Here is a 25895-nt window from a genome sequence, read left to right as displayed (position 1 = left end):
GTCAGCCCTCGGTCGACTCGGACGAGTCGGACTCGTCCTTCTTATCGGCCTTCTTCGCCTTCTGGGTGATCGCCTCGCCCTTGGGCTCGTCGCCGGCCTTCGCCGCGGCGGCCTCGAAGAGACCGCTGTGGTCGGGCTTCGGCTCCGGCTGGAGCAGCGGCGCCGGGGCGGGCTCGCCCTTGAACTTCTGCCAGTCGCCGGTCTTCTTCAGGATGGCGAGCACGGGCTCGGTCGGCTGCGCGCCGACACCCAGCCAGTACGCGACGCGGTCGGCGTCGACCTCGATGCGCGAGGGGTTCTGCACCGGGTGGTACAGGCCGATCTCCTCGATCGCACGGCCGTCACGGCGGGTGCGGGAGTCGGCGATGATGATGCGGTAGTGAGGCGCGCGGATCTTGCCCAGACGCTTCAGCTTGATCTTGACTGCCACGGGAGTGGTGTCTCCTGGTCTTGACGGGGTGGGGCACCGGATGATGCCGCGTGGGGTTGCGGAATCCGACCGGGCCCGCAGGACACGTCAGCCGGAGGAGAGAGGGGTCCTGTGCGGCTGTCGAGTACAGCTGTCCATTCTGCCACAGCCGACGACGCGCCCGGACCCGTGGGTAGGAGCGCCAGGATCACCGCCGCTACGGGGCCACGCGACGTGCGCGACCCGTACGACGCGACGGGGGACGCGACGTACCCGACGTGCCGGGGGCGACGCGACGTCGCGTGCGATGACGCGGGGACGGCGCACCGCACGGGACGCCGTGCCGCGACGTCGCCCGCGTGATGCGCCGCGACGTCGCGCGCGAGGAGCACAGGCGTACGAGAGAAGCGCGCCGCGGCGTCCGGCGGCGTGGCACGTCCGGGGCAGGGGTGCCGGACATGCCGCGCCGTCGGCTCGCACAGCGGCACGCGGCCCGGCGTTCAGGACATGGCGGGCACGGCGGGCTCGGGGATGCGGAACGGCTTTCCGCAGCCGCCGCACATGATCGGCGCCTGGGCGAGGACCGAGGGAACGACGCGTACGTTCCGCCCGCAGTCGCACACCGCTTTGACGCGCACGCCGCCGCCGGACGAACCGTGCCGCGCCGCGGGGCCGCGGAAACTGCTCGACGAGTCGGTGGAGGTCGCGGCGGTGTGCGCCTTCAGCGCGCGGTGCAGCTGGTCGATGGTGGCGCGGTACCGCTTCCTCGCCTCGGTACTGAGCGTGACGAGGGAGAAACCGCTGCTCGGATGCGGCTCCTCAGGATGGTCCAGGCCCAGCTCCTCGGCGATCGTGAGGAATCTGCGGTTGTGGTAGCGGCCGGCGCGGGAGGTGTCGCGAACACCCCGGGCGGCGGCGAGACCGTGAACTGCCTCGTGAAGCAGTCGTTCGAAGGAGAGTTCGTGTCCGCAGGCGGACGACGACTCCCCGATCAGGGACTCGGGCGCGGCAAGATCCGGCAGGTCGGGGTGGTACCGCTGAATGTCGGCCCACGCCTGTGCCAGCTCTGCGGCGAGAACAGGTGGTGTCGTGCTCACGTCGTGACCAACGAGCCGCGCGCGCGGCGTGTTCCTATTCCGGGCCATCCCAAATAATTTGCTCGTACCCGCCAGTTGGTCTTGATGCGTCCTGAGGAGGGCGGGTGCGTCGATGTGCGGAGAAGCCGTCACAGTCCCCCGCAAGACCGTACGTAGCGCCGCTACGCACTGCGTCCGGCGACGCGACGCGGCGCGCCTCGGGCGGCTCCGAGAAGTGCCACGGGGAACTCGCGGCGGGAGCCGCGTGTCCGGCCCGGTCGCCTGCCCTGCTCGGAGGTGTCCCGGGGCACGCGACGGGCCGACGTTACCGCGCGACGCGCGAGGCCTCCCCGGCGGGGGGCGGGGCGGGTACGACGCCGCAGGTACGGGGCGACGTCGCGCGGTCCGCCGACGCGACGTGGCCGCGCGCGGCCACGTCGCGTGCCCGGCACCACGTCGCGTGGCGCACTACGCGACAGTGGCGTGACGTCGGGGCGCGGCGCCGCTCGGAGGCCACCGGAACGCGCACGGCACGCGGCACGCGGCACGCGGCACGCGGCACGCGGCACGCGGCACGCGGCACGCGGCACGCGGGCATTGGCCGACAAGCCCCGGGCCTCCCCTGGACGGCACGGCGCGGACGGAGTTTCCTGGCATACGGGAGAGGGAGCACGCGCGGACAAGCGACGGCTCACGCCGCGCACGAGAGCGGCATGGGCCGCACGGGGGCGGACTGCACAGGCATCACACACCTCTGGGCCGATGGGGGCGCCATCCATGACATCCATGCTCGTGCGGGAACAACGTCCTGGGGCCGCGGTCTCCCGGCGCGCACGCGACGAGGAACGGGCCGCCCTGGACTGGGCGGAGATCCAGGAACGCACGCTCGTCCCGCTCTACGAGGCCGTGTACGAGCGGCTCGACGTCGGTCCTGGTGCGCGCCTGCTCGGCCTGGGCTGCGGGGCGGGGCTCGCGCTGGTGCTCGCGCGGGCACGGGGTGCGACGGTGACGGGCGTGGACGAAGGACCACGGGCGCGCCTGGCACTCGCCGCCGAGCGACTCCGGTGCCCTGTGACCGAGGAGGGGCGACGGTCGGGGGGAGCGGTTCCCCCGCCCGGAGCAGCCGTGCCGGAGCGCGACGTCGCGGCGGGCGACGTCGCGTCCGCCCCCGGAGGCGTCGCGACGCCGCGTCTTCTGCACGGGTCACCCGCCGTGCTGCGCGACGTGGACACTCCGCCGTACACGGTCGTGACCGCCTTTCAGCCCGCAGGCGCGACGGCGGGTGACTACGAGACCCTCACGGCGCGACTGTGCGCGGCGTTGCCGTTCGCCGCACGCGGTGCGACGGTCGTGGTGGCCGGCTGGGGACCGCCGGAACGGTGCGCCGCCTCGGCGGTGCTGCGTGTCGCGACGCGGCTCGCGGCCACGGACGCGTCGCTCGCCTTCGGGCCCGGCGAGCTGGGAGCGGGGGACGGCTGGCGCCCGGAGCGCAGGGACGACCTGGAGGCGGTCGCCGCCCGCGCCGGTCTGCGGCTGCTGGGCTCGGGGCGCGTGGCATGCCCGTTCGGGTACGCGGGGACGGCCGGCGCGGTGCGGGGTCTGCTCTCCACGGGGCTCTTCGACGCGGCGGTCGAGGCGACGGACGCCGCGCAGGTGGACAAGGAACTGCGCGAGGCCCTGCACCCGTACACGCGGCAGGACGGCACCGTCTGGATGCCGAATGTCTTCCGCTACGTAGTCGCTCAGCGGAACTGACGGCACACGCGAGGACGACGCGTGTGCCCACGACGACGCGCGGGGCGGTAATACGGACGGTGTGTCGCGCTACGTCGCGCGCGTCACGTACCACCACGCGCGACGCGACGTAGCGCGTTCCCGCGACCCACGTCGCGCCCCCGCACACGTCGCGCCCCCACCCACGTCGCGTCGCGCCCGCTCCCGTCGCGCGCCCCCGCGCGCGACGTCGCCTATGCCACGTCGCGTGGGCCGCGGCCGTCGGCCCCGCGCCATCTCGACGCGACGTCGGGGCGTCGAGGTGTCGGCGCGACGTGTCGTACCTCCGGCGGCCGCGGCGTCTGCGCGCGACGTCCGCCACGCGGCGTATCCCCGCGCCGTGACACGACCTGTTTCGGCCACGCTCCGGGCGTCGCGCGGCGGCGGTTCAGTCGTCCTTGGCGAGGCGGGGGATGCCGGCGGCGCGGTACGCGTCCGCCTCGTCGAGGGTCTCGCTCTCCAGGAGGGCACCGGCGAGGGCGTCGAGCTGGGCGCGGTGTTCCTGGAGCGTGCGCACGGCGTGGGCGTAGCACTCGTCGACGATGCGACGCATCTCCTCGTCGATGGTGTCGAGCGTCGCGGGCGCGGCGGCGAGGCCGTAGGGCTGCTGGCCGTCGTTGGGGAGCGCGGAGAGCCTGCCGACGCGTTCGCTCATGCCCCAGCGGCCGACCATGCCGCGCGCGAGGTTGGTGACCTGTTCGAGGTCGCTCTCGGCGCCGGTCGTGATGACGCCGAAGACGAGTTGTTCGGCCGCCATCCCACCGAGCGCGCCGATGATGCGGCCGCGCAGGTACTCCTCCGTGTAGGCGTACTTGTCGGCGTCCGGGGTCGAGAGGGTGACGCCGAGGGCGCGGCCGCGCGGCACGATCGTGATCTTGCGGACCGGGTCGGCGCCCGGTTGCAGCATGCCGAGGAGGGCGTGGCCGCTCTCGTGGTACGCGGTCCTGCGCCGTTCCTCGCCGGGCATGACGAGGCTGCGTTCGGCGCCGAGCTGCACCTTCTCCAGGGCGCCGGAGAAGTCGGGCATGGTGACGTCGTGCTTGCGGCGCTTGACGGCGAGGAGGGCGGCCTCGTTGGCGAGGTTGGCGAGGTCGGCGCCGGTCATACCGGGGGTGATGCGGGCGACCTGGGCGAGGTCGACGTCGGGGGCGAGCGGGATGCCCCGGGTATGGATGCGCAGGATCGCCTCACGGCCCTCGCGATCCGGCGGGCTGACGACGACGGTGCGGTCGAAACGGCCCGGGCGGGTGAGGGCGGGGTCGAGGACGTCGGCACGGTTCGTCGCTGCGATGACGACGACGCCCTCGGACCCCGAGAAGCCGTCCATCTCGGTGAGGATCTGGTTGAGCGTCTGCTCGCGCTCGTCGTGGCCTCCGAGGCCGGAGCCGCCGCCGCGTGCGCGACCGATCGTGTCGATCTCGTCGATGAAGATGATCGACGGCGCGACCTTGCGGGCCTCGGCGAAGAGTTCCCGCACGCGGCTCGCTCCGACGCCGACGATCATCTCGATGAACTCCGAGGCCGAGGCCGAGAAGAAGGGCACGTTCGCCTCACCCGCCACGGCGCGCGCGAGCAGCGTCTTTCCTGTTCCCGGCGGTCCGGTGAGCAGGACGCCGCGCGGCATCTTCGCGCCCATCGCGCGGTAGGCGTCGGGGTGCTTGAGGAAGTCGACGACGTCGTTCAGCTCCCCCTCGACCTCGTCGATGCCCGCGACATCGGCGAACGTGGTGCGCTTGCCGCCCTCCATCTCGATCGGCTTGGGCGGCTGCTTGCGGCCGAGCATCCCGCCGGCGCCGCCGAGGCCGGAACTCACCCGGCGTGCGATGAACAGCCACAGCACGATGATCAGGATCATCGGCGCCAGTGAGATGAGCAGATTGGTCAGGAGGCTGCGTTCCTGCACAACGGGGCGTGCGGTGACAGTGACCTTGTGGCGTTCGAGATCGGCCCAGATCTTGTCATCAGCGAAAGAAGGGCGCTGCGTCGTGAACTTCTTGTAGTCCCCGTCGCCGTCCGAGTCCTTCGGTTTCGGCTCGGACTTGCGCAGCTCGCCCTGGATCGAGTCGCCCTTGGAGTAGATCTTGGCGACGTTGTTGTCGTCGACCTGCTTGCTGAACTCGGTGTACGAGATCGTGGTGTCGTCATCGCGGTTGACCAGCGTGAGCACCAGGTTGGTCAGGAGGTAGACGAGGAGCGCGGCGATGATGATCCGCCCCCACGGCGGCTTCCGCTTCGGCGGCGGTGGGGGCGGTGCCCCCTCCGAGCGCCACGGCTGGTCCGTCCGGTCGCGCGGGGGTACGGGATTGCTCACGCGTGCTCCTTCGCCGCCGGAACGGGTCCTCCCCCGCATGCCTTGATCCGGACATTAACGGAGGTATGCCACGACAGCCCCCCGGCTTCGGCCGGACAGGGGGCGAGTGAGGAGGCGGGGGCACCGGGCGCGCGGGGAGGGACGCCGCGTACGTACGTCGCGCGGTGACGCGACGTCGCGTACGGGCCGGACGTCGCGGCGGGTGCGGTGGGCCCGTGCGGCGCGACGTCGCGTGGCCGCCGTAACGCCGCACGTCGCGTCCCTGCCGCGTACCGTCGCGCCGTCACGTTCCGTCTCGCGGCACCGACGACGCGCGCCGCGCGCGTGAAGAGGCGTCGCCCCGCATGACGAGGCGCCCATGCGTAAGGGCGGGACGCCCCCGGAAAGGGGACGCCCCGCCCTTGCGCACAGGGGTCTGCGATGGCCGGGCGGCCTCGGCTCAGCCCATGAACTTCTTGAACTCGTCGGGCAGCTCGAAGGTGCCGCCGCCCTGCTGCGCGTCGTCCTGGCCGCCGGCCGCGGCCTGGGCACGGCGTTCGGCCGCGGCCTGCTCCTCGGCCTTGCGCTTCATCGGGTTGCCACTGCGGCGCTTGCCCTTGGCCTGCTTCTGCTGCTTCTTCTGGCGCCCTGGGCCACCGCCCATGCCCGGCATACCGGGGAGCCCGGGCATCCCGCCGCCCTGGGCCATGCGCGACATCATCTTGCGCGCCTCGAAGAAGCGCTCCACGAGGTTCTTCACCGCGCTGACCTCGACGCCGGAACCCTTGGCGATACGGGCACGACGCGAGCCGTTGATGATGGTCGCGTCGGCGCGCTCGGCCGGGGTCATCGACTTGATGATGGCGGCGGTGCGGTCGACGTCGCGCTCGTCGAGGTTGTTGATCTGGTCCTTGATCTGGCCCATGCCGGGCAACATGCCGAGCAGCTTGGAGATGGAGCCCATCTTGCGGACCTGCTCCATCTGGGCGAGAAAGTCGTCGAGCGTGAACTCCTTCGGGCCCTTCTGCAACTTGCGGGCCATTTCTTCAGCCTCTTGCTGGCTGAAGGTCCGCTCGGCCTGCTCGATGAGCGTGAGCACGTCGCCCATGTCGAGGATGCGCGACGCCATGCGGTCCGGGTGGAACGCGTCGAAGTCGTCGAGCTTCTCGCCGTTGGAGGCGAACATGACCTGCTTGCCGGTGACGTGCGCGATGGAGAGCGCCGCACCGCCTCGCGCGTCGCCGTCGAGCTTCGAGAGCACGACGCCGTCGAACCCGACGCCGTCGCGGAAGGCCTCGGCGGTGTTCACCGCGTCCTGGCCGATCATCGCGTCGACGACGAAGAGGATCTCGTCCGGGCTGACGGCGTCGCGGATGTCCGCTGCCTGCTGCATCAGCTCCTGGTCGATACCGAGTCGCCCGGCGGTGTCGACGATCACGACGTCGTACTGCTTCGTCCGCGCGTACTCGACGGAGTCCTTGGCGACCTGCACGGGGTCGCCGACGCCGTTGCCGGGCTGCGGCGCGTAGATGCCGACGCCCGCGCGCTCGGCGACGACACTGAGCTGGTTGACCGCGTTGGGGCGCTGGAGGTCGCAGGCGACGAGCAGCGGGGAGTGCCCCTGTGCCTGGAGCCAGCGGCCGAGCTTGCCCGCGAGGGTCGTCTTACCGGCACCCTGGAGACCCGCGAGCATGATCACGGTCGGGGGCTGCTTGGCGAAGCGCAGGCGACGCGTCTCGCCACCGAGGATGCCGACGAGCTCCTCGTTGACGATCTTGATGACCTGCTGCGCGGGGTTGAGTGCCTTGGAGACCTCTTCGCCGAGGGCGCGCTCCTTGACCTTCTTGATGAAGGCGCGCACGACGGGAAGCGCGACGTCGGCTTCGAGGAGCGCGATGCGGATTTCCCGCGCGGTGGCATCGATGTCCGCCTCGGACAGCCGCCCCTTGCCGCGGAGGCTCTTGAAAGTCGCTGAGAGGCGATCGGAGAGGGTATCGAACACGGCGCTCGTCGGTCCTCGGGGTCGGGGGCAGGGGTAATCGCTGTCTAGGGTATCCGCCCTGCCGCGAACGAAAGCCGTCGCGGGGGAAAGGGGGACTGTTCCGCCACGGGGTGGGGGCGCGACCACGGCGGCAGGGCGGGGGCTGGGGGTGCCGAGGGCGCGGCATGCGGCGCTGCGTTGGGCGCGACGTCGCGCGCGGGCGACGTCGCGCCGCCCCCCGTACGCGGCGTCGCGCGCACCGCGGTGACGTCGCGGCGTACGCGGCGTCGCTTCACCCTGCGTCGCGGCGTCCCCGCGTCGCGGCGTCCCCGCGTCGCGGCGTCTCAGCTCAGCGTGCGTTCCAGTTCGGCCGCGAGCGTCGACGCCGCGTCGGGGGCGAGGGGGCCGCCGTCGGGGCCTGTGACGTAGAAGGCGTCGACGGCGTTGGCGCCGAGGGTGCTGGCGTGGGCGCTGCGTACCCGTACCCCCGCGTTCTCCAGCGCCAGGCCGAGACGGTGGAGCAGGCCGGGGGCGTCCTGCGCGCGGACCTCGATGACTGTCGCGCTGTGGGACGCGGCGGGGGCGACGCGCACCCGGGGCGGAGGGACGGAGAGCCCCTTGCGGCGCGGGTACGCCGCGTCGCGTTCCGCGAGACGACCGCGGATGTCGAGGCTGCCGTCGAGTGCGCGGACGAGATCGGCGCGCAGCCGCGCCGCCTGGGGCAGCGAGCCGTACGCGGCGGACACGCGCCAGTCCAGGACGAGGACGGCTGTGGCGTCGCCCGCGCGCGCTCCGTCGCGCCTCGTATCGGCTGCTGTCTCGGGCGCCGTGCGCAGTTCGCCGGGGATCTCGGTGCCGCGGAATTCCGCGGTGCGGACGGTGAGCCGGTGCATCGCGAGGACGCCGGCGACGGCGGACAGGACGCCGGGCTGGTCCGGCACGGCGACGAGCAGCTCGACGCCCACGGGGGCCTGCGCCTCCGCCGCCGCGTCGTCCGGCTCTTCCTCGTGGTGGGTACGGAGCGTGAGGACGGGGCCCGCGGTGCGGTACGCCTCGACGGCGAGCCTTTCCTGCTCGGCGGTGAGCGCCGCCGGTTCCGGTTCGGGTGGCTCGGCGCCGGAGAGCGCGGCGGCGACGCGGCTCGCGAGGTCGTCGACGAGCGAGGCACGCCACGCGGACCACGCGGCGGGACCCGTCGCGAGGGCGTCGGCCTCCGTGAGGGCGTGGAGCAGTTCCAGCGTCGCGACGTCGCGCACGGCGTCGGCGACGCCGCGTACCGTCGCGGGATCGTCCAGGTCACGTCGCGTCGCGGTCTCGACGAGCAGCAGGTGGTGACGCACGGCTGTCGCGAGCGTCGCGACGTCCGCGGCGTCGAAGCCGATGCGCGCCGCGACGTCGCGCACGATGATCTCGCCCGCCACCGAGTGGTCGCCGGGCCACCCCTTGCCGAGGTCGTGGAGCAGCGCGGCGACGAGCAGCAGGTCGGGGCGCGAGACGCGACGGGTCAGCGCGGCGGCGCGTACCGCTGTCTCGACGAGGTGGCGGTCGACGGTCCAGGTGTGGACGGCGTTGCGCTGCGGGCGGCACCGTACGCGTTCCCAGTCGGGCAGCAGCCTGGTGACGAGTCCGCCCGCCTCAAGGGCTTCCCAGACCTCGACGGTGGGCCGTCCGGCGCCGAGGAGGGTGACCAGTTCCTCGCGGGCCTCGGCCGGCCACGGTGTCGGGAGCGGCGGGCAGGCGGTCGCGAGGCGGCGTACGGCGTGCGGGGACAGCGGGACGCCGGCCTGCGCGGCGGCCGCGGCGGCGCGCAGGGGCAGGACGGCGTCGCGTTCGGGGCGCGCCGTCCTGGCGAGGACGGCTTCGCCCTCCTGCTCCACGACGCCGTCGGCGAGCGGCGTGCGCTCCGGGGCGGCACGTCCGCCGCCGAAGACGGCGCGCAGCCGAGGACGCAGCGAACGGGCGCGCAGGACGCGCTGCACCTCGCGCCAGGTGACGTCGCCCGCGTAGGCGAGGGTGCGGGCCGCTTCGTAGACCTGCCGGAGCAGCGCGTCGGCGTCGAGCAGGCCGAGGTGGGCGGCGACCTGGTCCTGCTCCTGGAGGGCGAGACGGTCGGTGGCGCGCCCCGTCGCGAGGTGGAGGGCGTCGCGTACGTCGAGGAGCGTGCGGCGCGCCTCGTCCAGCCCGGCACGCGGTGCGTCGGCGAGCCACGACGCGGCGACGGCGCGCAGGGCGGTCGCGTCGCGCAGGCCGCCGCGCGCCTCCTTGAGGTCCGGTTCGAGGAGGAATTGCAGCTCACCGTGGCGCTCGGCACGTTCGGCGCACAGGTCGTGGAGGGCGGGGAGGCGCTTGGGAGCCTGGTTGCGCCAGTCGGCGAAAACGGTCGAACGCAGCGCGGTCGTCAGTCCGAGGTCGCCGGCCACGTGGCGGGCGTCGAGGAGGCCGAGGTGGGCCTTCAGGTCCTCGCCTGCGGTCTTGCGCGCCTCGTCCGGAGTGCGTACGGAGTGGTCGAGGTCGAGACCGAGGTCCCACACGGGGTACCAGACGCGGTCGGCGACGGCCGCGATGGCGGCCGGTTCGGCGCGGCCGTCGTGGAGGAGCAGGAGATCGAGGTCGCTGCGGGGGGAGAGTTCGCCGCGTCCGTAGCCGCCGACCGCCACGAGGGCGACGCCGCGGGGCGCGGCGGCGGCGTCGAAGAGCCCGGCGAGCCAGGTGTCGGTGAGCGTGGCGAGTGCCTGCCTGCGGGCGCGGCCGTCCTCCGCGTTCTCGTGCAGCAGGCGCAGTCGCGCCGCCGCGTAGCCCCCCGGCTCGGCGTCGTCGGTTTCCTGGCGTTGGTCGAGGCTCGTCACCCGGCAGCTCCTGGCCCCCGCCGGAGCGGGGTTCGTGATCGGTCAGCGGTGTCAACGGCGAAGGTTCGTGATTCCTGGGGCTCGTTGGTCGTTTCTGTGATTCCAGCGGTTTCTCGAGTTTCCGTGGTCGCCAGGGACGGGGCGACGTCGCGGCGAAAGCGCAGGTCGCACGCGACGTCGCATATGCCACGACGCGTGGCCCGAGGGCCCCGACGCGCACGCCCCGCTCGCCCCTGTACGCACCGGGTCGGCCTCGTACCGGCAGCGTCGCCCCCGTATCGGCAGCGTCGCTCCCATACCGGCGGTGTCGCCCCCATACCGGCAGCGTCGCTCCCGTACCGGCGGCGTCCGCCGCGTCCCGCGCCGTACCCGCCGATCTGCCGTCGCCCGCGGCGACGTCGCACCCGCTCCCCCGACGCGTCCCAGCCCCGATACGCCCGTCCCCCACCCCGTACGTCGCGTGGGCGGCGTGCGGGGCGGGGGACGTCGGGGCGGCACCGGGCATGGCCCAGGGATCAGAGGGCGTCGGGGCCGCGCTCGCCGGTGCGGACACGGACCGCGGTGTCGACGGGGAGGCTCCAGACCTTGCCGTCGCCGATCTTGCCGGTGCGGGCGGCCTTGACCACGACCTCGATGAGCTGCTCGGCGTCCTCGTCCTCGACCAGGACCTCGACGCGGATCTTGGGCACGAGGTCGACGGTGTACTCCGCGCCCCGGTAGACCTCCGTGTGGCCGCGCTGCCGGCCGTAGCCGCTCGCCTCGCTCACTGTCAGGCCGTGGACGCCGAAGGCCTGGAGGGCTTCCTTGATCTCGTCGAGCCGGTGCGGCTTGACGACCGCGGTGATGAGCTTCATGCGTCCACCTTCTTGTTCGTCGCCGCAGCGGCCGAGGTCTCGGTCGCGAGCGGGGCCGACGTGCTGCGGGGCAGGGAGCCGCCGCCGGCTCCGCTGTAGTCGTACGCGGTCTCGGCGTGCTCGACCTGGTCGATGCCCGAGACCTCGTCGTCCTCACTCACCCGCATGCCCATCGTCTTGTCGATGAGGAAGGCGAGGAGCGCGGAGACGACGAGAGAGTACGCGAGGACTCCGAAGACGCCCGCCGCCTGCTTGCCGAGCTGGTCGAGCCCGCCCCCGTAGAAGAGGCCCTTGGCGTCGGACTGGACGCCGCCGGTGGCGAAGAAGCCGACGAGCAGGGAGCCGACGATCCCGCCGACGAGGTGGACGCCGACGACGTCGAGCGAGTCGTCGTAGCCGAACTTGAACTTGAGCCCGACGGCCATCGCGCACAGCAGACCGGCGATCGCGCCCACGGCGATGGCGCCGAGCGGGCTGACGGCACCGCCGGACGGAGTGATCGCGACGAGGCCGGCGACGGCGCCGGACGCCGCGCCGAGGGTCGTGAAGGCGCCGTGGCGGATCTTCTCGTAGATGAGCCAGGCGAGCATCGCCGCGCCGGTGGCGACCTGCGTGTTGAGGAACATCACCGCGCCCACGCCGTCGTCGTTGCCGAGCCACGAGCCGGCGTTGAAGCCGAACCAGCCGAACCACAGCAGCGCGGCACCGAGCATCACGAGCGGCAGGTTGTGCGGCCGCATCGGGTCCTTCTTGAAGCCGATGCGCTTGCCGATGACGAGGATGACGCCGAGCGCGGCGGCACCCGCGTTGATGTGGACGGCCGTACCACCTGCGAAGTCGATGACGCCGAGGTCGGCGGCCCAGCCGCCGCTGCCCCAGACCCAGTGCGCGACGGGGAAGTACACGACCGTGACCCAGAGCGCGATGAAGAGCGACCAGGCGGTGAACTTGACGCGGTCGGCGAGCGCGCCGCTGATGAGCGCGGGCGTCAGGATCGCGAACATCAGCTGGAAGACGGCGAAGACGTAGATCGGGATGGTGGTCCCGTCCCAGAGCTCCACGACACCGATCCCGCTGAGTCCGACGAAGTCGCCGTTCCAGCCGATCAGGCTTCCCTTGTCCGTCCCGAAAGTGAGACTGAAGCCGTAGAGCACCCACAGGATCGTGACGATCCCGAGGCTGATGAAGCTCATCATCAGCATGTTGAGGGTGCTTTTGACGCGGACCATGCCTCCGTAGAAGAAGGCCAGCGCCGGGGTCATCAACATGACCAGGGCGGAACAGATGAGCATGAATCCCGTGTTCGCGGCAGACAGCTGGGGAGCGTCTGCGGCGAGCGCAATGCCTGGGGGCATCTGCGTCTCCTCGTCGTCGGTGCGGCCCGTGCGGGCTCAACCAGTGCGGTCGTGAGGGGTGGGCCGTTATGCGCCAAGAGGTTGTCGCAGCGCGGTTTCGGTCGATGCCCCTCGGTGTTTCGCCGCCGTGACGAAGGCGCGACGCGTGTTACGCGTTCATGAACCGCGAGTCGGCCGCGCGACGCGTCGTTATCGTTGCGCAACCTACGGGACGGTCCGCGACGCCTCGCGCGCTCGCTGCGTCCGTATACCTGCGCGGGCCACCCGGATGCCGCGTCGGAACGGGGCGCGGGGGCCGGGACGGGGCGGCGTACGGGCAGGCATGGCCGGAATCGGGCGCTTGCGGCGGCGCGCGGGGGCGGGGTACGTCGCGTGGGGTGGGTACGTCGCGTGGCGTGGCATGGGTACGGGGCAGGGCGACGTCGCGCGCTACGTCGCGTCGCGGCGCCGGGCACGCGCGGTCAGTGGGCAGCACGTCGTGCCATCGGGCCACGTCGCGTCATCACGGGCCCACGTCGCGTCATACGGGGGACGTCGCGCCGTACACCGCGCGCGTCGCATGGCACGCACCGTGGACGTGCGTCCCGCCGCATGCGGCGGCGTCGCGCCTCCATCGCCTCCGCCGACGTACCACGACGCGCCGTACCGCGACACGACATACCGCGATGCGCCGTACCCACGCCCCGCCCGGCCCGGACACGGCCCACCCCGCCGCTCGCCCGCCGACTACACCTCCACGTCCCCGTCCTCCGGAAGCTGTCTGTCCATCTCCTCGCGCAGCTGGCGGACCTCGGGGACGGCACCGTAGGCGCGGACGACCTGGTCGACCGTCGTGCGCAGGCGGTTGTTGAGTCGTTCGGAACGGACCTTGCGCGCGATACCGATCGCCGCGCCCGCGCGTTCTGCGCTCAGCTCGGGTTCTTTCTTGATCAGGTGCACGGTCGAGAGACCGATGAGATTGAGCGCGTACGAACGGTGGTGATCGAGATCGCTGCCGAAGAGTTCGACGGCACGCCCGATGCGCGGCTCGGCGAGGGCGGCGTACTCCTTGTGGCGCCCCGCCGTGTAGACGAGGTCGCGGAAGGAGTGGCCGTTCTCGGCGTGCAGTTCGGCCTCGCTGAAGAAACCGATCCAGTCCGGGTCGCGCTCCTCGCCCGCCGACTCCGTCGCCTCGGCGTACGTGTCCTCGGCGATGCGCACGGCGCGCTTGCACTTGCCGGGCTGGGCGAGGTTGGCGTAGGCGCGCGCCTCCATCGCGTACAGCATCGCCTGCGTGCGTCCCGTGGCCTCGTGACGGCTGCCGTACTGCGCGAGGTGGATGAGTTCGAGCGCGTCGTCGGGGCGGCCGAGGTGGATCATCTGGCGCGCCATGTTGGAGAGGATGTACGAGCCGAGAGGCCGGTCCTCGGCCTCTTTCGCGGCGTGCAGGGCGAGGACGAAGTACTTCTGCGCCGCGGGCTGGAGGCCGATGTCGTAGCTCATCCAGCCGGCCAGTTCGCCGAGTTCGGCGGCGACGCGGAAGAGGCGGCGCCCCGTCTCGGCGGTCTGCGGCTCCTGGAGCAGGTCCGTGACCTCGTGCAGTTGACCGACGACCGCTTTGCGGCGCAGTCCGCCCCCACTCTGCGCGTCCCACTTGCGGAACATGATCGTCGTTGATTCGAGAAGGGCGAGTTCGGGTTCGGACAGACGGCGCGCGGTGCGGTTGGGCGTGGCGATGTCGGCGAGGGTGGGGAGGCGTTCGCCGTGGGCCGGCTGGAGCCAGCGCTGCATCGGCTCGACGAGCCCCGCGCCCGCGGTGAGCGCGAGGGAGCCGCCGAGGAAGCCCCTGCGCGCGAGCATGAGATCGCTGCGCGAGAACTCGCTCATCAGCGCGACGGTCTGGGGCGCCGTCCAGGGCAGGTCGATCCCCGCCGTCGACGGCGTCTGGTGGACGGGGCGGAGCCCGAGGTCCTCGACGCTGACGGCGCAGCCGAAGCGCTCCGAGAAGAGCGCCGAGAGCAGGCGCGGGATCGGGTCGCGCGGTTGCTCGCCGTCGAGCCAGCGACGTACCCGCGAGGTGTCGGTCGAGATGTGCACGGCGCCGAGCTGGCGCGCCCTGCGGTTGACCTGCCGGGCGAGTTCGCCCTTGGACCAGCCGCTGCGGACGAACCAGGATTCGAGGAGTGCGTTGGGTTTCTTGTCGACGCCGTCCCCGGCGCCGTCATCGGCGACCTCGCTGTTCGTCCCGCCGAATCCCCGGCTCATGTCCATGAGCGCGCCCCCATCCGTCGCACGTCGCCCCGCGCCTCTGCCGTACGCGGCCCCGACCCCTCTCAGCATGCGCGACGTCGCGTGCGCCCACGCGCCGTCGCCGCGATCGGGCGCACCGACGCGCCGTCACCGTCGTCGCGCGCCGTGTCACCACAGCCGCAGGCGACGGACGACGCCCCGCCGTTATCGCCCGACGCGGCGCGCGAGACTGCCGGAGTCTGTCCCGTGAAGGTAGGACGTCCCTCACGCGCGCACGAGCCCGCCCCCGGAAACGCCACCTTTCGCCACCCCCGCGCCAATAACTCGCCCTGTACTTCACACGATTGACTGACAGCAGACGAACGGGGACCAGCGCATCGAAGCGCACAGGGGCGCATCCGTCGATACACGCGCCCCCTCCGTACGCCGCACGCTACACACGGAGTGTCACTCCAACGGTTCGGTGCGTAACTGGTGGAGCGTCAACGACGTTGGACGCTCCAGACACGTTGGAGGGGGCATGGGCTTCACGATCGGCGGCATCCGGGAGAAGCGCGAGGGCGTGCGGCGCCGCGGACGCTCCTCGGAGTGCACCACGGTGGCCGAGTTCACGGGGCTGTGGGGCTGGGACGTCGCGCCGGGCGCGCGGGTCGAGGCAGGTGGCTGCTCCTGCGGCGACGCGACGTGCCGAGCGCCCGGGGCGCATCCGCTGCGCCGTGCGCGTCCGGTACGTGCCGGCTCCACGCTCGCCGACGCCACCGCGGCGTGGTCCCGCTGGCCGGGCGCCGCGCTCATGTTGCCCGTCGGTACCGCCTTCGACGTCCTCGACGTACCGGAGCGCGCGGGCCGCCACGCCCTCGCCCGCCTGGAGCGCATGGGCCTGCCTCTCGGCCCCGTCGCCCTCACCCCGCAGGGCCGCGCGCAGTTCTACGTCGCCCCGGGTTCCGCCGCCGCTCTCCCCCGCCTCCTCGCCCGCGCGGGCTGGGAGGAAGCGGACCTCGATCTGCGCGCCCTCGGCACCGGCGCGTACGTCACCGCGCCGCCCTCCGACCGCGGCGGGCGCGGCCCCGTCCGCTGGCTGCGCGCCCCCTCGCTCGACACGGCGCTGCACCCGCCGGAGCTTCGCCTGCTGCTCGGGACGGTCGCTTACGTGGCGCACCGGGCGCGGAGATGACGGCGGGCGGGCCGGTGGAACGGGGATGACCGGGGCCGCCGCCACGTGCGCGTGGGCGGAGCCACGCGGGACGGCCGCCTCGTGCCCGTCTCGCGACGTCCGGCAGCGGAGGCGGCCGTACCGGAAGGAGCGGCGGCCCTCGCGGGATGGGGCGCCCCGTGCCACAAGGGGCGGCTCGGGCCCGACAGCGGAGAGGCCCCGTGGGTGTGCCACGGGGCCTTTCGTCGCAAGGACTGCGCACGGTCGTCGCGTGGCCGGGCTGTCGGGAGCCGCGGCGGCGCGGTCGGTCAGTCGCCGATGAGGGCGTCCACGAAGGCGCCCGGTTCGAACGGGGCGAGGTCGTCCGCGCCCTCTCCGAGACCGATGAGCTTGACCGGGACGCCGAGTTCGCGCTGAACAGCGATGACGATGCCACCCTTGGCCGTACCGTCCAGCTTCGTGAGCACGATGCCCGTGATCGACACGACCTCGGCGAAGACGCGGGCCTGGACGAGACCGTTCTGCCCCGTCGTCGCGTCGAGCACGAGGAGCACCTCGTCGACCGGCGCCTGCTTCTCGACGACGCGCTTGACCTTGCCCAGCTCGTCCATGAGGCCGGTCTTGGTGTGCAGGCGACCCGCCGTGTCGATGAGGACCGCGTCGGCCTTCTCGGCGATGCCCTCCTTGACCGCGTCGAAGGCGATCGACGCCGGGTCGCCGCCCTCGGGGCCGCGCACGGTGCGCGCGCCGACGCGCTCGCCCCAGGTCTGGAGCTGATCCGCCGCGGCGGCGCGGAAGGTGTCGGCGGCGCCGAGCACGACGCTCTTGCCGTCCGCGACGAGGACGCGTGCGAGCTTGCCCGTAGTGGTGGTCTTGCCGGTGCCGTTGACGCCGACGACCATCACGATGCCCGGCTTGTCGGGCGCGGCCTCGGTGTGCACGGTGCGGTCCGTGTCCGCGCCGACGAGCGAGAGAAGCTCCTCACGGAGCAGGGTGCGCAACTCGTCGGTCGTACGGGTGCCGAGCACGCGGACGCGCTCGCGCAGCCGCTCGACCAGCTCCTGCGTCGGCATGACGCCGACGTCGGCGGTGAGGAGCGTGTCCTCGATCTCCTCCCACGTGTCCTCGTCGAGGTGCTCGCGCGAGAGCAGGGTCAGCAGGCCCTTGCCGAGGGCGTTCTGCGAGCGCGAGAGACGGGCCCGCAGGCGCACCAGGCGCCCGGCGGTCGGCTCGGGCACCTCGATCTCGGGCTGCGGGGGCAGCGCGACGACCGGGTCCTCGACGGCCTCGGGCGTCGACGTCGCGGCTTCCGCGTCGGGAAGCGGTACCTCCTCGATCGTGCGGCGCTGCTCGTCGCGCGGCTTCTCGGCCTCGTCCCCGACGTGCGGTTCGGCCTCCGGGGCGGTGACGCTCGGCGTGCGCTCCGGCGGCGTGGGGGGGAGCCGCTTCTTGCGGCGTCCGCTCACCACCAGACCGCTGATCGCACCGATCACGACGACCGCGATGATGATTGCAAGGATGACGATGTCCATAACGCCCCCCAGTATCAGTCATGGCCGGGATGTGGTCGGGGATTGCGTCTGACGGGAGGGCGGAGGAGGCGCGACGTCGGGGCGGGGGCGCGATGTCGCGGGGGGCGCGATGTCGCGGGGGGGCGGGGGATACGTCGCGGGTGCTGGGGTATGTGGCGACGCGACGTGGGGTGTGCGGCGCGGCGACGTCGCGCGGCGTGGATGCGTGTACGAGGCCGTGGCGTCGCGCGGCGCGGATGCGTACGAAGCCGTGGCGTCGCGTGGTCGCGCCCGGTACGACGACGCGACGTCGCGCGGGACACGTCGCGGCGTGGGTGCGTCACGCGACGTCGCGACGCTCGCTGCGTCGCCTGGCTCACTTCAGCCGCTGGCTGATCACCTTCGAGACGCCGTCGCCCTGCATCGAGACGCCGTAGAGCGCGTCGGCGACCTCCATCGTGCGTTTCTGGTGGGTGATCACGATGAGCTGCGAACTCTCCTGAAGCTCCTGCATGATGCGGATGAGGCGCTGGAGGTTGGTGTCGTCGAGCGCCGCCTCGACCTCGTCCATCACGTAGAACGGACTCGGCCGCGCCTTGAAGATCGCGACGAGAAGCGCGACGGCCGTGAGAGACCGCTCGCCGCCCGACAGCAGTGAGAGCCGCTTCACCTTCTTGCCCGGCGGGCGGGCCTCGACCTCGACGCCGGTGGTGAGCATGTTCTCCGGGTCGGTGAGCAGGAGGCGTCCCTCCCCTCCGGGGAAGAGCCGCGAGAAGACGCCCTCGAACTCGCGCGCCGTGTCGTGGTACGCCTCCGTGAAGACCTGTTCGACGCGCTCGTCGACCTCCTTGATCACCTGGAGCAGGTCGGCGCGCGTCTTCTTGAGGTCTTCGAGCTGCTCGGAGAGGAACTGGTGGCGCTCTTCGAGCGCTGCGAACTCCTCCAGGGCGAGCGGGTTGATCTTGCCGAGCCGCTGGTAGGCGCGTTCGGCGTCCTTGAGTCGCTTCTCCTGCTCGGCGCGGACAAAGGGGCGCGGCTGGTTGCGGGGGTGCTCGGGGTCCTCGGGCAGTTCCTCGCCCTCGGCCGGCGGCGAGGGCGGTACGAGTGTGCCGGGGCCGTACTCGGCGAGCAGGACGCTCGGCTCGACGCCGAGTTCGTCGAGCGCCCTGGCCTCCAGTTGCTCGATGCGCAGGCGCTTCTCGGCGCCGAGCACCTCGCCGCGGTGGACGGAGTCGGTGAGTTTGTCGAGTTCGGTCTTCAGCCTGCGGCCGCTCTCGCGCTCGGCGGTCAGCTCGCGTTCGGCTTCCTCGCGGTAGCGCTCCGCCTCGGCACGCTCCGCCTCGGCGCGGGCGAGCGAGACCTCGACGTGCGCGAGGAGCTGCCGCGCCCCCGACGCGACGGCGCGCGCGACAGCCGCCTCGTGACGCAGCCGCGCGCGACGTCGCTCCGCCCGCTCCCGCGCCTCGCGTTCGGCGCGCGCGGCACGGTCGAGGCCATCGGCCCGGCCCGCGAGCGCTTTGACGCGCTCCTCGTGCGTACGGAGCTGGAGCCGGGCCTCCATCTCGGTCTGGCGGGCGTTCGCGCCGTCGGCGGCGAGCCTGTCGCGCACGGAGGTGTCGGGTTCCTCGTCGCCGTCCCGTTCGCCCGCGTCGCCGAAGGGCGAGGACTCCTCGGCGACGGCGAGACGCTCCTCCAGCTCGGCGGCCTCCGTCTCGGCGCGGTCGAGCGCGTCCTGTGCGCGCGCCGCAGCGGCGGCGGAGCGCTCCGCCTCGCCCGCCGCGCCCTTCGCCTGCCCGGCGAGCGCCCCGAGACGCTGCGCGACGGCGGACTTCTCGCGCTCGGCGGTACGGCGCTCGCGCTCCAGCTCCTCCAGGACCGCCGCGGCCTCGGCGCGACGTGTCGCGGCGTCCTCCTGCGCCGCGGCGAGCGCGGCGCAGCGTACGGACAGCTCTTCCAGCTCCGCTGTCGCCTCGTCCACGGACGCCTGCACCTCGATCAGGCTCGGCGCCCCGGCCGAACCGCCCTGCGCGAGGTGCGCGCCGAGTACGTCGCCCTCGGCCGTGACCGCGATGAGCGACGGGTGCGCGCGGACGAGGGCGAGCGCGTCGTCGAGCGTGCCGACCGCGACCATGCCGCGCAGCAGGCGGCGCACGGCGCGGAGGAGGTCCTCGGGGCCGCGCACGAGGTCGGCCAGCGGGAGGCCGGGGGCGACGGCGTACGCGGCAGCGTCGCGGGGCGCGGCGGCGGGGGCGACGTCGCGCGGGGCGTCGCGGGGGGCGGGGGGCGTCGCGCTGCGGCCGGGGGCGGGCGGGGCGGCGTCGCGTGGGGCCGAGGTGTCGACGGTGGCGGGCACGTCGCGTACGTCGCGTGGCGCCGGCACGTCGCGCGGTTCGCCGCGCGACGTCGCGTCGTCCCCCGGGGCCGACGTCGCGCCGTAGGGCGCGCCGCCCGCCCGCGACGCCGCATCGGTACGCGACGTCGCGTCGTACTCCGCGCCGGTACGCGGCGTCGGGGCGTCGTCCGGTCGCGCGAAATCGTCGTCCGTCCCGTCGGCGAGAAGCAGCACGGCGCGGCCCGCGTCCTGTGCGCGCAGCAGGCGGAGGGCCTGGGCGGCGGCTTCGGGGCCGTTGACCGCGAGGGCGTCCGCGGCGGTACCGAGTCCGGCGGCGACGTGGGCCTCGTGGCCGGGCGCGACGGTGAGGAGTTCGGCCGCGGGGCCGAGCAGACCGGTGAACCTGTCGCCCGCGGCGAGGAGCGCGCCGGTGCCGTCCTTGCGGCGCAGCCCGAGTGCGAGGGCGTCCCGGCGCGCCTCGGTCGCGGCGCGGGACCGCTCCGCCGCCGCCGCGGCGTCACGGGCTTCGTGGTGGGCGGCGTCGGCCTCGGCGCGGGCACGGCGCGCCGCCTCGTACCGTTCCTCGCGCGCGACGTCGCCCGCGTCGAGCCCCTCGACCTCGGCGCGCAGCCGCTCGTACTCCTCGTGCGCGACGTCGGCGCGTTCCCTGGCCTCGTCGCGCGCCGTCGCGAGGCGCTCGATCTCGGCGCGGGCCGAGGTGGCGCGGCCGCGCGCGGCGGTCACCTGGCCGCTGAGGCGGGCCAGGCCCTCGCGGCGGTCGGCGAGGGCACGGCTGACGTCGCGCAGGCGACGCTCCTCGACGGCGAGCTGACGCTCCAGTTCGCCTCGGTGCGCGACGGTGTCCTCAAGGGCGCGTTCCGCGGCTTCGAGCGCCGCGGAGAGTTCCGCCTCCTGCTCGCGGATGCGGGCGGCCTCGCGCTCCAAGTCCTCCGGGTCGCGTCCGCGCCGTTCCTCGGCCGGCGCGGACGTCGCGCTCGTGACGCGTGCCTCGGCGAGGCTGACGGTGCCCCGCACGCGCTCCGCGAGGCGCGACAGCTCGTACCACGTGTGCTGCGCGCTCTGGAGCCGCGGCGCCAGGGCGCGTACCGCTTCCTCCAGGCGTGCCTCGCGTGCCTGCGCAGCCCGGAGAGCACTCTCCGCCGCTTCCTTCCGCTCCTTGAGTGCGGCCTCGTCGGCGACCTCGGCGTCGAGCGCGCGGCGCAGCGTGACGAGGTCGTCGGCGAGCAGGCGCAGGCGTGCGTCGCGCAGATCGGCCTGGATGACGGCGGCGCGGCGCGCGACGGCGGCCTGACGGCCGAGGGGCTTGAGCTGGCGGCGCAGTTCATCGGTGAGGTCCTGCACGCGGGCGAGGTTGGCACGCATCGCGTCGAGCTTCCGCAGCGCCTTCTCCTTGCGCTTGCGGTGCTTGAGAACGCCCGAGGCCTCCTCGATGAAAGCGCGACGCCCCATCGGGTCGGCGTGCAGGACGGAGTCGAGCTGCCCCTGCCCGACGATGACGTGCATCTCGCGGCCGATGCCGGAGTCGGAGAGGAGTTCCTGGATATCGAGGAGGCGGCAGGTGTCGCCGTTGATCTGGTACTCGCTGCCGCCGTTGCGGAACATCGTCCGCGCGATGGTGACCTCGGCGTACTCGATCGGCAGGGCGCCGTCGCTGTTGTCGATCGTGAGCGAGACCTCGGCGCGGCCCAGCGGTGGCCGCCCGGTCGTCCCGGCGAAGATGACGTCCTCCATCTTGCCGCCGCGCAGCGATTTGGCGCCCTGCTCGCCCATCACCCACGTCAGCGCGTCCACGACGTTGGACTTGCCGGAGCCGTTCGGCCCGACGACGCACGTGATCCCCGGCTCGAACCGCAGCGTCGTCGCGGAGGCGAAAGACTTGAACCCGCGCAGAGTCATGGCCTTGAGGTGCACGCCGCCGGACTCTACCGCCCCGGCTCCACGTGACGACGGCCCGCGGAGCGCGCGGCGCGACGTCGCGTCGTGGGACGGGTGGGATGCCGCACGTCGCGCGACGCGGCGCGGGAAGGCGACGTCGCGCGACGCCACGTCGCCGTACCAGCGTCCCCGCGGCACGCGCCGTCCACGTCGCGTCATGCCGCCACGACGCGTCGTACACCGCCACGCGTCGTACACCGCCACGTCGCCTCGCGGCGTCGCCCCGCCACGTAGCGTCGCGCTCACGCCGCGTCGTGCACGCGTCGTAGCCGCGGTACGAGGTCACGCGACGTCCCGCGCACCGTCACGGTTTCACCACGGAGCGCGCAGGGCAGATCAGACGGTAGACACAGCCGGGAGGGGCGGGAAACGGCGGGGAACGAGTGGGTGCCGGCGGCGGAGGGCCGCGGGGCGGGCGTACGGGCCCGGCCCTCGCGAGCCGCAGTCGCCGCAGCGCCTGCCCGGGGAGACCGCGCCTGAGGAGACCGCGGGAGCCGAGGAAGCAGGGAGCCCGGCGCGGAGAGCCGGTAGCAAGGAGAGACGGGGCGGCGAGCGACGGAAAAAGAAAGGGACGCCGAAGCGTCCCTGGCGGTACCGGCGTGGCCGCACGGTTCACCTGGTCACGCGCCTTGGACCCGCGTTCCGCCGCGACGAGGTGCGCGGCGGTGTGCGGCAGCGACATGAATCAGGTGAGCGCGGGCTCCGCCTGCGGTACGTCGATGCTCTCCAGGAGAGCGCCGCCGTGCTGAGAAGCGGCAGCCGCGAGCGCGTCGTTCTCCGTCTGAATCCGTACCAGCTCGGATTCGAGGTCCTGCACGCGCTGCTGGAGCCGTCGCATCTCGGCGAGGAGTCGCGGGTCGGAGCCGCCGACGTAACCGAGAAGCGCCTTTGCCATGATGAGTGGTCCTCCACACTGAGTGACCGACCAGTACGGTGGTGGGTCGAGAGGGATTCGGTCCGCACCCGCGGTGTCCGGCAGCACTCCGTCTGTGACGTCGCCTGTCAAACAGTTAAGGTGCGCGGGGATTCCAGAGTCTCACCAAAAAGTTTGACGGTCAACACGATCAAGCCCCGGTGCGGCACGGCCAAGGGGCGCGCGGTGCTTCGGTCGACGGCGCGCGCACTCCCGTGAGCCGTGGGGGCGTGCGGGCCATCCTGGCGAGCGCAGGGCGGGCCGCACAAGGGGCTCGCGGCAGTCACCAGCGGCTTTCCCCGGCGCCCCCGAAGCACACGGGGGAGCATCGGCGGCGCACGGCGGGGGCGCGCACGGTGTGATCAGCGGATCGCGAATCCCTCGTAGCCGCCGCGCGGCGTGTCCCAGATCTCAGTCACGCCTTGGACGCTGCCGGGTGTGTCGCTCCCCCGCAGCCACTCCAGCAACTCCTCGCACGCCCCGCGCGGCCCCTCGGCGACGACCTGGACGCGTCCGTCGCGCACGTTGAGAGCAAAACCACTCAGTCCGCCGATCTCCAGCGCCCGCGCCCGCGTGAACCAGCGGAAACCCACGCCCTGGACCGTTCCTCTGACCCATGCGGTCAGCCGTGCCTCGTCTTCCATGAGGGCACGCTAACCGGCCAATCGACTCAGGCACACGTCGTCCCCCGGGGTCATGGCGTAGGGTCCGCAGCGCGGAAGACTCACTCGTACGGGTGAGTGCGTCCGGGACAGTGACGAAGGAAGGCCAGGACCACATGGGACGCCACCGACGCTCAGCCGCCGGCCGCGCCGAACCAGCGGCGGGCTCTCCGGCCGGGACCCCCACGGGGCCCGGCCACGCCCCGCACGACCGCGACGCCACGTACGGCGACGCCACGTACGGCGACGCCACGTACGGCGACCACGCGACGTATCGCGACCGCGCGACGTATCGCGACCGCCCCCCGTACGAGGACCACGCGACGTACCGCGACCGTGCCCCCTACGGAGACGGAGCTTCCTCCGGCCCCTACGTGTCGGCGCCGTACGCGACGTCCGAACCTCACGCGACGCCCGCCCCGTACGCGACGTACGAGACCGGCCCCGCCCCCGATCTTCTCCGCAGCCACCCCGGCCCTCACTCCGGCGGCAGCGCTCGCGGCCGCGTGAGCGGGCATCGCGGGAAGCGGCGTGGCGCACCCGTGCGCACCGGTCTGCTCGGGGTGTCGGCGGCGGTGGCGCTGGGGGCCGTCGCGGTTGGTACGGGGCTGGTGCCCGGTGGCGGGTACTCCCTCGGCGGGGGCCACGACGCGAAGGTCCGCGCGGCCGACGCGCCTCCGGAGGGGCAGCGGAGCGACGACGATGCGGTCGCTTCGGACCGTACGACGGCAGCGGCGAGCCGCGGCGCCACGCGCTCCGACGCCCCTTCGCACGCGACGTCGGCCTCGCCCCGTACCGGGGAGAAGAGCAAGGCCGATGCCAAGCCGAGCCCCTCCCGCTCCGTCACCACGAAGCGGCCCGGTGCGGGCACCACGACCTCGCCCGCGGCGGGGACCGCCCCGACGACGCCGCCCAAGAGCGTCGCGCCCACCCGTTCGGAGCCCGCGTCGCAGGCGCCCGCCAAGCCACCCGTCACGTCGGCGCCCAGCAGCGACGAGAGCGCGGCAGCGGCCGCTGTCCTCGCGCTCGTCAATCAGGAGCGCGCCAAGGCGGGGTGCAGTGCGGTGCGCGCGGACGGCGCGCTCGCCTCGCTCGCCACCGCCTTCAGCGACGACATGGCGGCGCGCGGCTTCTTCGACCACACCGACCCCGACGGCGACACGCCCTGGGACCGCGCGGACCAGGCCGGGATCGGCAACCTGGGCGGCGAGAACATAGCGCGCGGCCAGGCCGACGCCGCCGCCGTCATGGACTCCTGGATGAACAGCCCGGGCCACCGCGCGAACATACTCAACTGCGACTACAAGACCCTGGGTGTCGGCGTGCACTTCGGCTCCGGTGGCCCCTGGTGGACGCAGGACTTCGGCTTCTGAGCCGAAGGGACGCGCACGCCGCGACGCGCACGCCGCGCGGGGCGCTCGGTGACCACGCCGCGTACCACCGCGTCGTCGCACGAGGCGACCGCCTCAACGCAACCCCGGACACGTCGCGGACGCGGGCACCACGTCGCCCACGCCGCCACGTCGCGCACGCCGCCACGTCGCCCACACCGCCACGTCACGCGCGCCACATCGTCGCGTCCATCGCGCCCTCACGCACCCCACCACGCGACGTCGCCCCACCCCGTCACCACGCGACGTCGCCCGCCCCGTCACCACGCGACGTCACCGCGCGACGTCGCCCCACCCCGTCACCCGCGCGGCCTTCGCTGGCACTTCGGGCAGTAGTAACTGGACCGGTTCATCCACGCGTCGCGCCGGATCGGGGTCCCGCAGCGGCGGCACGGCTGCCCCTCGCGCCCGTACGCGTCGAGTGAGCGGTCGAAGTAGCCCGACTCGCCGTTGACGTTCACGTACAGGCTGTCGAAGCTCGTGCCGCCGACGGCGAGCGCGGCGTTCATGACGTCGCGCACGTGGCCGAGGAGTTCGTCGGTCCTGGGTCGGGTCAGGCCCGCCGTCGGGCGGTCGTAGTGGAGGCGGGCGCGCCACAGCGCCTCGTCGGCGTAGATGTTGCCGACGCCGCTGATGAGCGACTGGTCGAGCAGCGCGCGCTTGACCGTGGTGCGCTTGCGGCGCAGCGCCGCGTGGAACGCCGCGTCGTCGAAGAGCGGGTCGAGCGGGTCGCGCGCGATGTGGGCGATGACGTCGGGGACGCCGCCGTCGCCCGTCTCATGGAGCGAGAGGCCGCCGAAGGTGCGCTGGTCGACGAAGCGCAGCTCGGTGCCGAGCGCGTCGTCGAAGCCGACGCGGACGCGCAGGTGTTTCTCGGCGGGCGCGGCATGCGGCTGGACGAGGAGCTGGCCGCTCATGCCGAGGTGCGCGAGGACGGCCTCGGCGCCGCCGTCGAGCGGCAGCCACAGGTACTTGCCACGGCGGCGCGGCGTCGCGAACGTACGCCCCTTCAGGCGCGCGGCGAAGTCCTCGCCACCGGCGACATGCCGCCGCACGGCGCGCGGGTGCAGCACTTCGGTCGCGGCGACGGTGCGCCCGTCGATCCAGCGGGCGAGTCCTCTGCGGACGACCTCGACCTCGGGCAGTTCGGGCACGGTGCGGCTC

General features: G+C 73.2%; 16 protein-coding genes. 3 read left to right on the top strand and 13 right to left on the bottom strand.

Annotated elements, in window-relative coordinates; all coding sequences use genetic code 11:
- Window position 1: 1 nt before the first annotated feature.
- Together rpsP and ACQYWQ_RS22945 are read right to left on the bottom strand one after the other, a co-directional pair.
- On the bottom strand, window positions 2-430 hold the full coding sequence (rpsP, locus tag ACQYWQ_RS22950; RefSeq protein WP_431037121.1) for a 30S ribosomal protein S16: 429 nt from the start codon (window positions 428-430) through the stop codon (window positions 2-4).
- A 479-nt stretch (window positions 431-909) separates the two neighbouring features.
- A complete protein-coding gene (locus ACQYWQ_RS22945) occupies window positions 910-1554 on the bottom strand; it encodes a hypothetical protein (RefSeq protein ID WP_009068899.1) in 645 nt (214 codons plus the stop codon).
- Between the two features lie 717 nt (window positions 1555-2271).
- Here ACQYWQ_RS22945 and ACQYWQ_RS22940 point away from each other — a divergent pair.
- Complete coding sequence (locus ACQYWQ_RS22940; protein ID WP_431039304.1) at window positions 2272-3240, top strand: SAM-dependent methyltransferase; 969 nt, start codon at window positions 2272-2274, stop codon at window positions 3238-3240.
- Between the two features lie 406 nt (window positions 3241-3646).
- On the opposite strand, the gene ftsH is transcribed toward ACQYWQ_RS22940, so the two are convergent.
- The 6 genes from ftsH to nsdA all read right to left on the bottom strand — a co-directional run bounded on the left by ftsH (window position 3647) and on the right by nsdA (window position 14828).
- Window positions 3647-5569, bottom strand: coding sequence for an ATP-dependent zinc metalloprotease FtsH (gene ftsH / locus ACQYWQ_RS22935; RefSeq protein WP_431037119.1), 1923 nt, complete (start codon window positions 5567-5569; stop codon window positions 3647-3649).
- Window positions 5570-6008: 439 nt separating this feature from the next.
- A complete protein-coding gene (ffh, locus tag ACQYWQ_RS22930) occupies window positions 6009-7550 on the bottom strand; it encodes a signal recognition particle protein (protein ID WP_431037117.1) in 1542 nt (513 codons plus the stop codon).
- Between the two features lie 323 nt (window positions 7551-7873).
- The gene (locus ACQYWQ_RS22925) at window positions 7874-10375 is read right to left on the bottom strand and encodes a [protein-PII] uridylyltransferase (protein WP_431037116.1); all 2502 of its coding nucleotides are present in this window, start codon (window positions 10373-10375) and stop codon (window positions 7874-7876) included.
- A gap of 515 nt (window positions 10376-10890) precedes the next feature.
- The gene (locus tag ACQYWQ_RS22920) at window positions 10891-11229 is read right to left on the bottom strand and encodes a P-II family nitrogen regulator (protein ID WP_431037114.1); all 339 of its coding nucleotides are present in this window, start codon (window positions 11227-11229) and stop codon (window positions 10891-10893) included.
- A complete protein-coding gene (locus tag ACQYWQ_RS22915) occupies window positions 11226-12584 on the bottom strand; it encodes an ammonium transporter (protein WP_431037112.1) in 1359 nt (452 codons plus the stop codon). The genes ACQYWQ_RS22920 and ACQYWQ_RS22915 overlap by 4 nt, the downstream gene beginning before the upstream one ends.
- A 726-nt stretch (window positions 12585-13310) precedes the next feature.
- Window positions 13311-14828: a transcriptional repressor NsdA gene (gene nsdA, locus ACQYWQ_RS22910; protein ID WP_431039303.1), complete on the bottom strand. Its 1518-nt coding sequence runs from the start codon at window positions 14826-14828 to the stop codon at window positions 13311-13313.
- 505 nt (window positions 14829-15333) lie between these two features.
- Here nsdA and ACQYWQ_RS22905 point away from each other — a divergent pair.
- Complete coding sequence (locus ACQYWQ_RS22905; RefSeq protein WP_431037110.1) at window positions 15334-15987, top strand: bifunctional DNA primase/polymerase; 654 nt, start codon at window positions 15334-15336, stop codon at window positions 15985-15987.
- A gap of 287 nt (window positions 15988-16274) precedes the next feature.
- Here ACQYWQ_RS22905 and ftsY read toward each other — a convergent pair whose 3' ends face one another.
- The 4 genes from ftsY to ACQYWQ_RS22885 all read right to left on the bottom strand — a co-directional run bounded on the left by ftsY (window position 16275) and on the right by ACQYWQ_RS22885 (window position 23322).
- Window positions 16275-17498 (bottom strand): signal recognition particle-docking protein FtsY, encoded by a 1224-nt coding sequence (ftsY, locus tag ACQYWQ_RS22900; RefSeq protein WP_431037108.1) that lies wholly within the window; start codon window positions 17496-17498, stop codon window positions 16275-16277.
- 355 nt (window positions 17499-17853) lie between these two features.
- Window positions 17854-21741 carry an AAA family ATPase gene (locus ACQYWQ_RS22895; RefSeq protein ID WP_431037107.1) on the bottom strand — a complete coding sequence of 1296 codons (3888 nt, stop codon included), beginning with the start codon at window positions 21739-21741 and terminating at the stop codon, window positions 17854-17856.
- Between the two features lie 709 nt (window positions 21742-22450).
- The gene (locus tag ACQYWQ_RS22890; RefSeq protein ID WP_009068885.1) at window positions 22451-22660 is read right to left on the bottom strand and encodes a hypothetical protein; all 210 of its coding nucleotides are present in this window, start codon (window positions 22658-22660) and stop codon (window positions 22451-22453) included.
- Between the two features lie 380 nt (window positions 22661-23040).
- Window positions 23041-23322 (bottom strand): acylphosphatase, encoded by a 282-nt coding sequence (locus ACQYWQ_RS22885; protein WP_431037106.1) that lies wholly within the window; start codon window positions 23320-23322, stop codon window positions 23041-23043.
- A gap of 134 nt (window positions 23323-23456) precedes the next feature.
- Between ACQYWQ_RS22885 and ACQYWQ_RS22880 the strand changes: the two genes are divergently transcribed.
- Entirely contained in the window at window positions 23457-24713 is a 1257-nt protein-coding gene (locus ACQYWQ_RS22880) for a CAP domain-containing protein (RefSeq protein WP_431037105.1), read from the top strand.
- A 317-nt stretch (window positions 24714-25030) separates the two neighbouring features.
- Here the strand turns inward: ACQYWQ_RS22880 and mutM are convergent, their stop codons facing one another.
- On the bottom strand, window positions 25031-25885 hold the full coding sequence (mutM, locus tag ACQYWQ_RS22875) for a bifunctional DNA-formamidopyrimidine glycosylase/DNA-(apurinic or apyrimidinic site) lyase (protein ID WP_431037104.1): 855 nt from the start codon (window positions 25883-25885) through the stop codon (window positions 25031-25033).
- Window positions 25886-25895: the final 10 nt, after the last annotated feature.

The organism is Streptomyces sp. P6-2-1 (genome assembly GCF_050613165.1).
In the GTDB taxonomy this organism is placed as follows: domain Bacteria; phylum Actinomycetota; class Actinomycetes; order Streptomycetales; family Streptomycetaceae; genus Streptomyces.
Note: the sequence above shows the minus strand (reverse complement) of the source record. Positions and strands in the feature narration are given on the sequence as shown.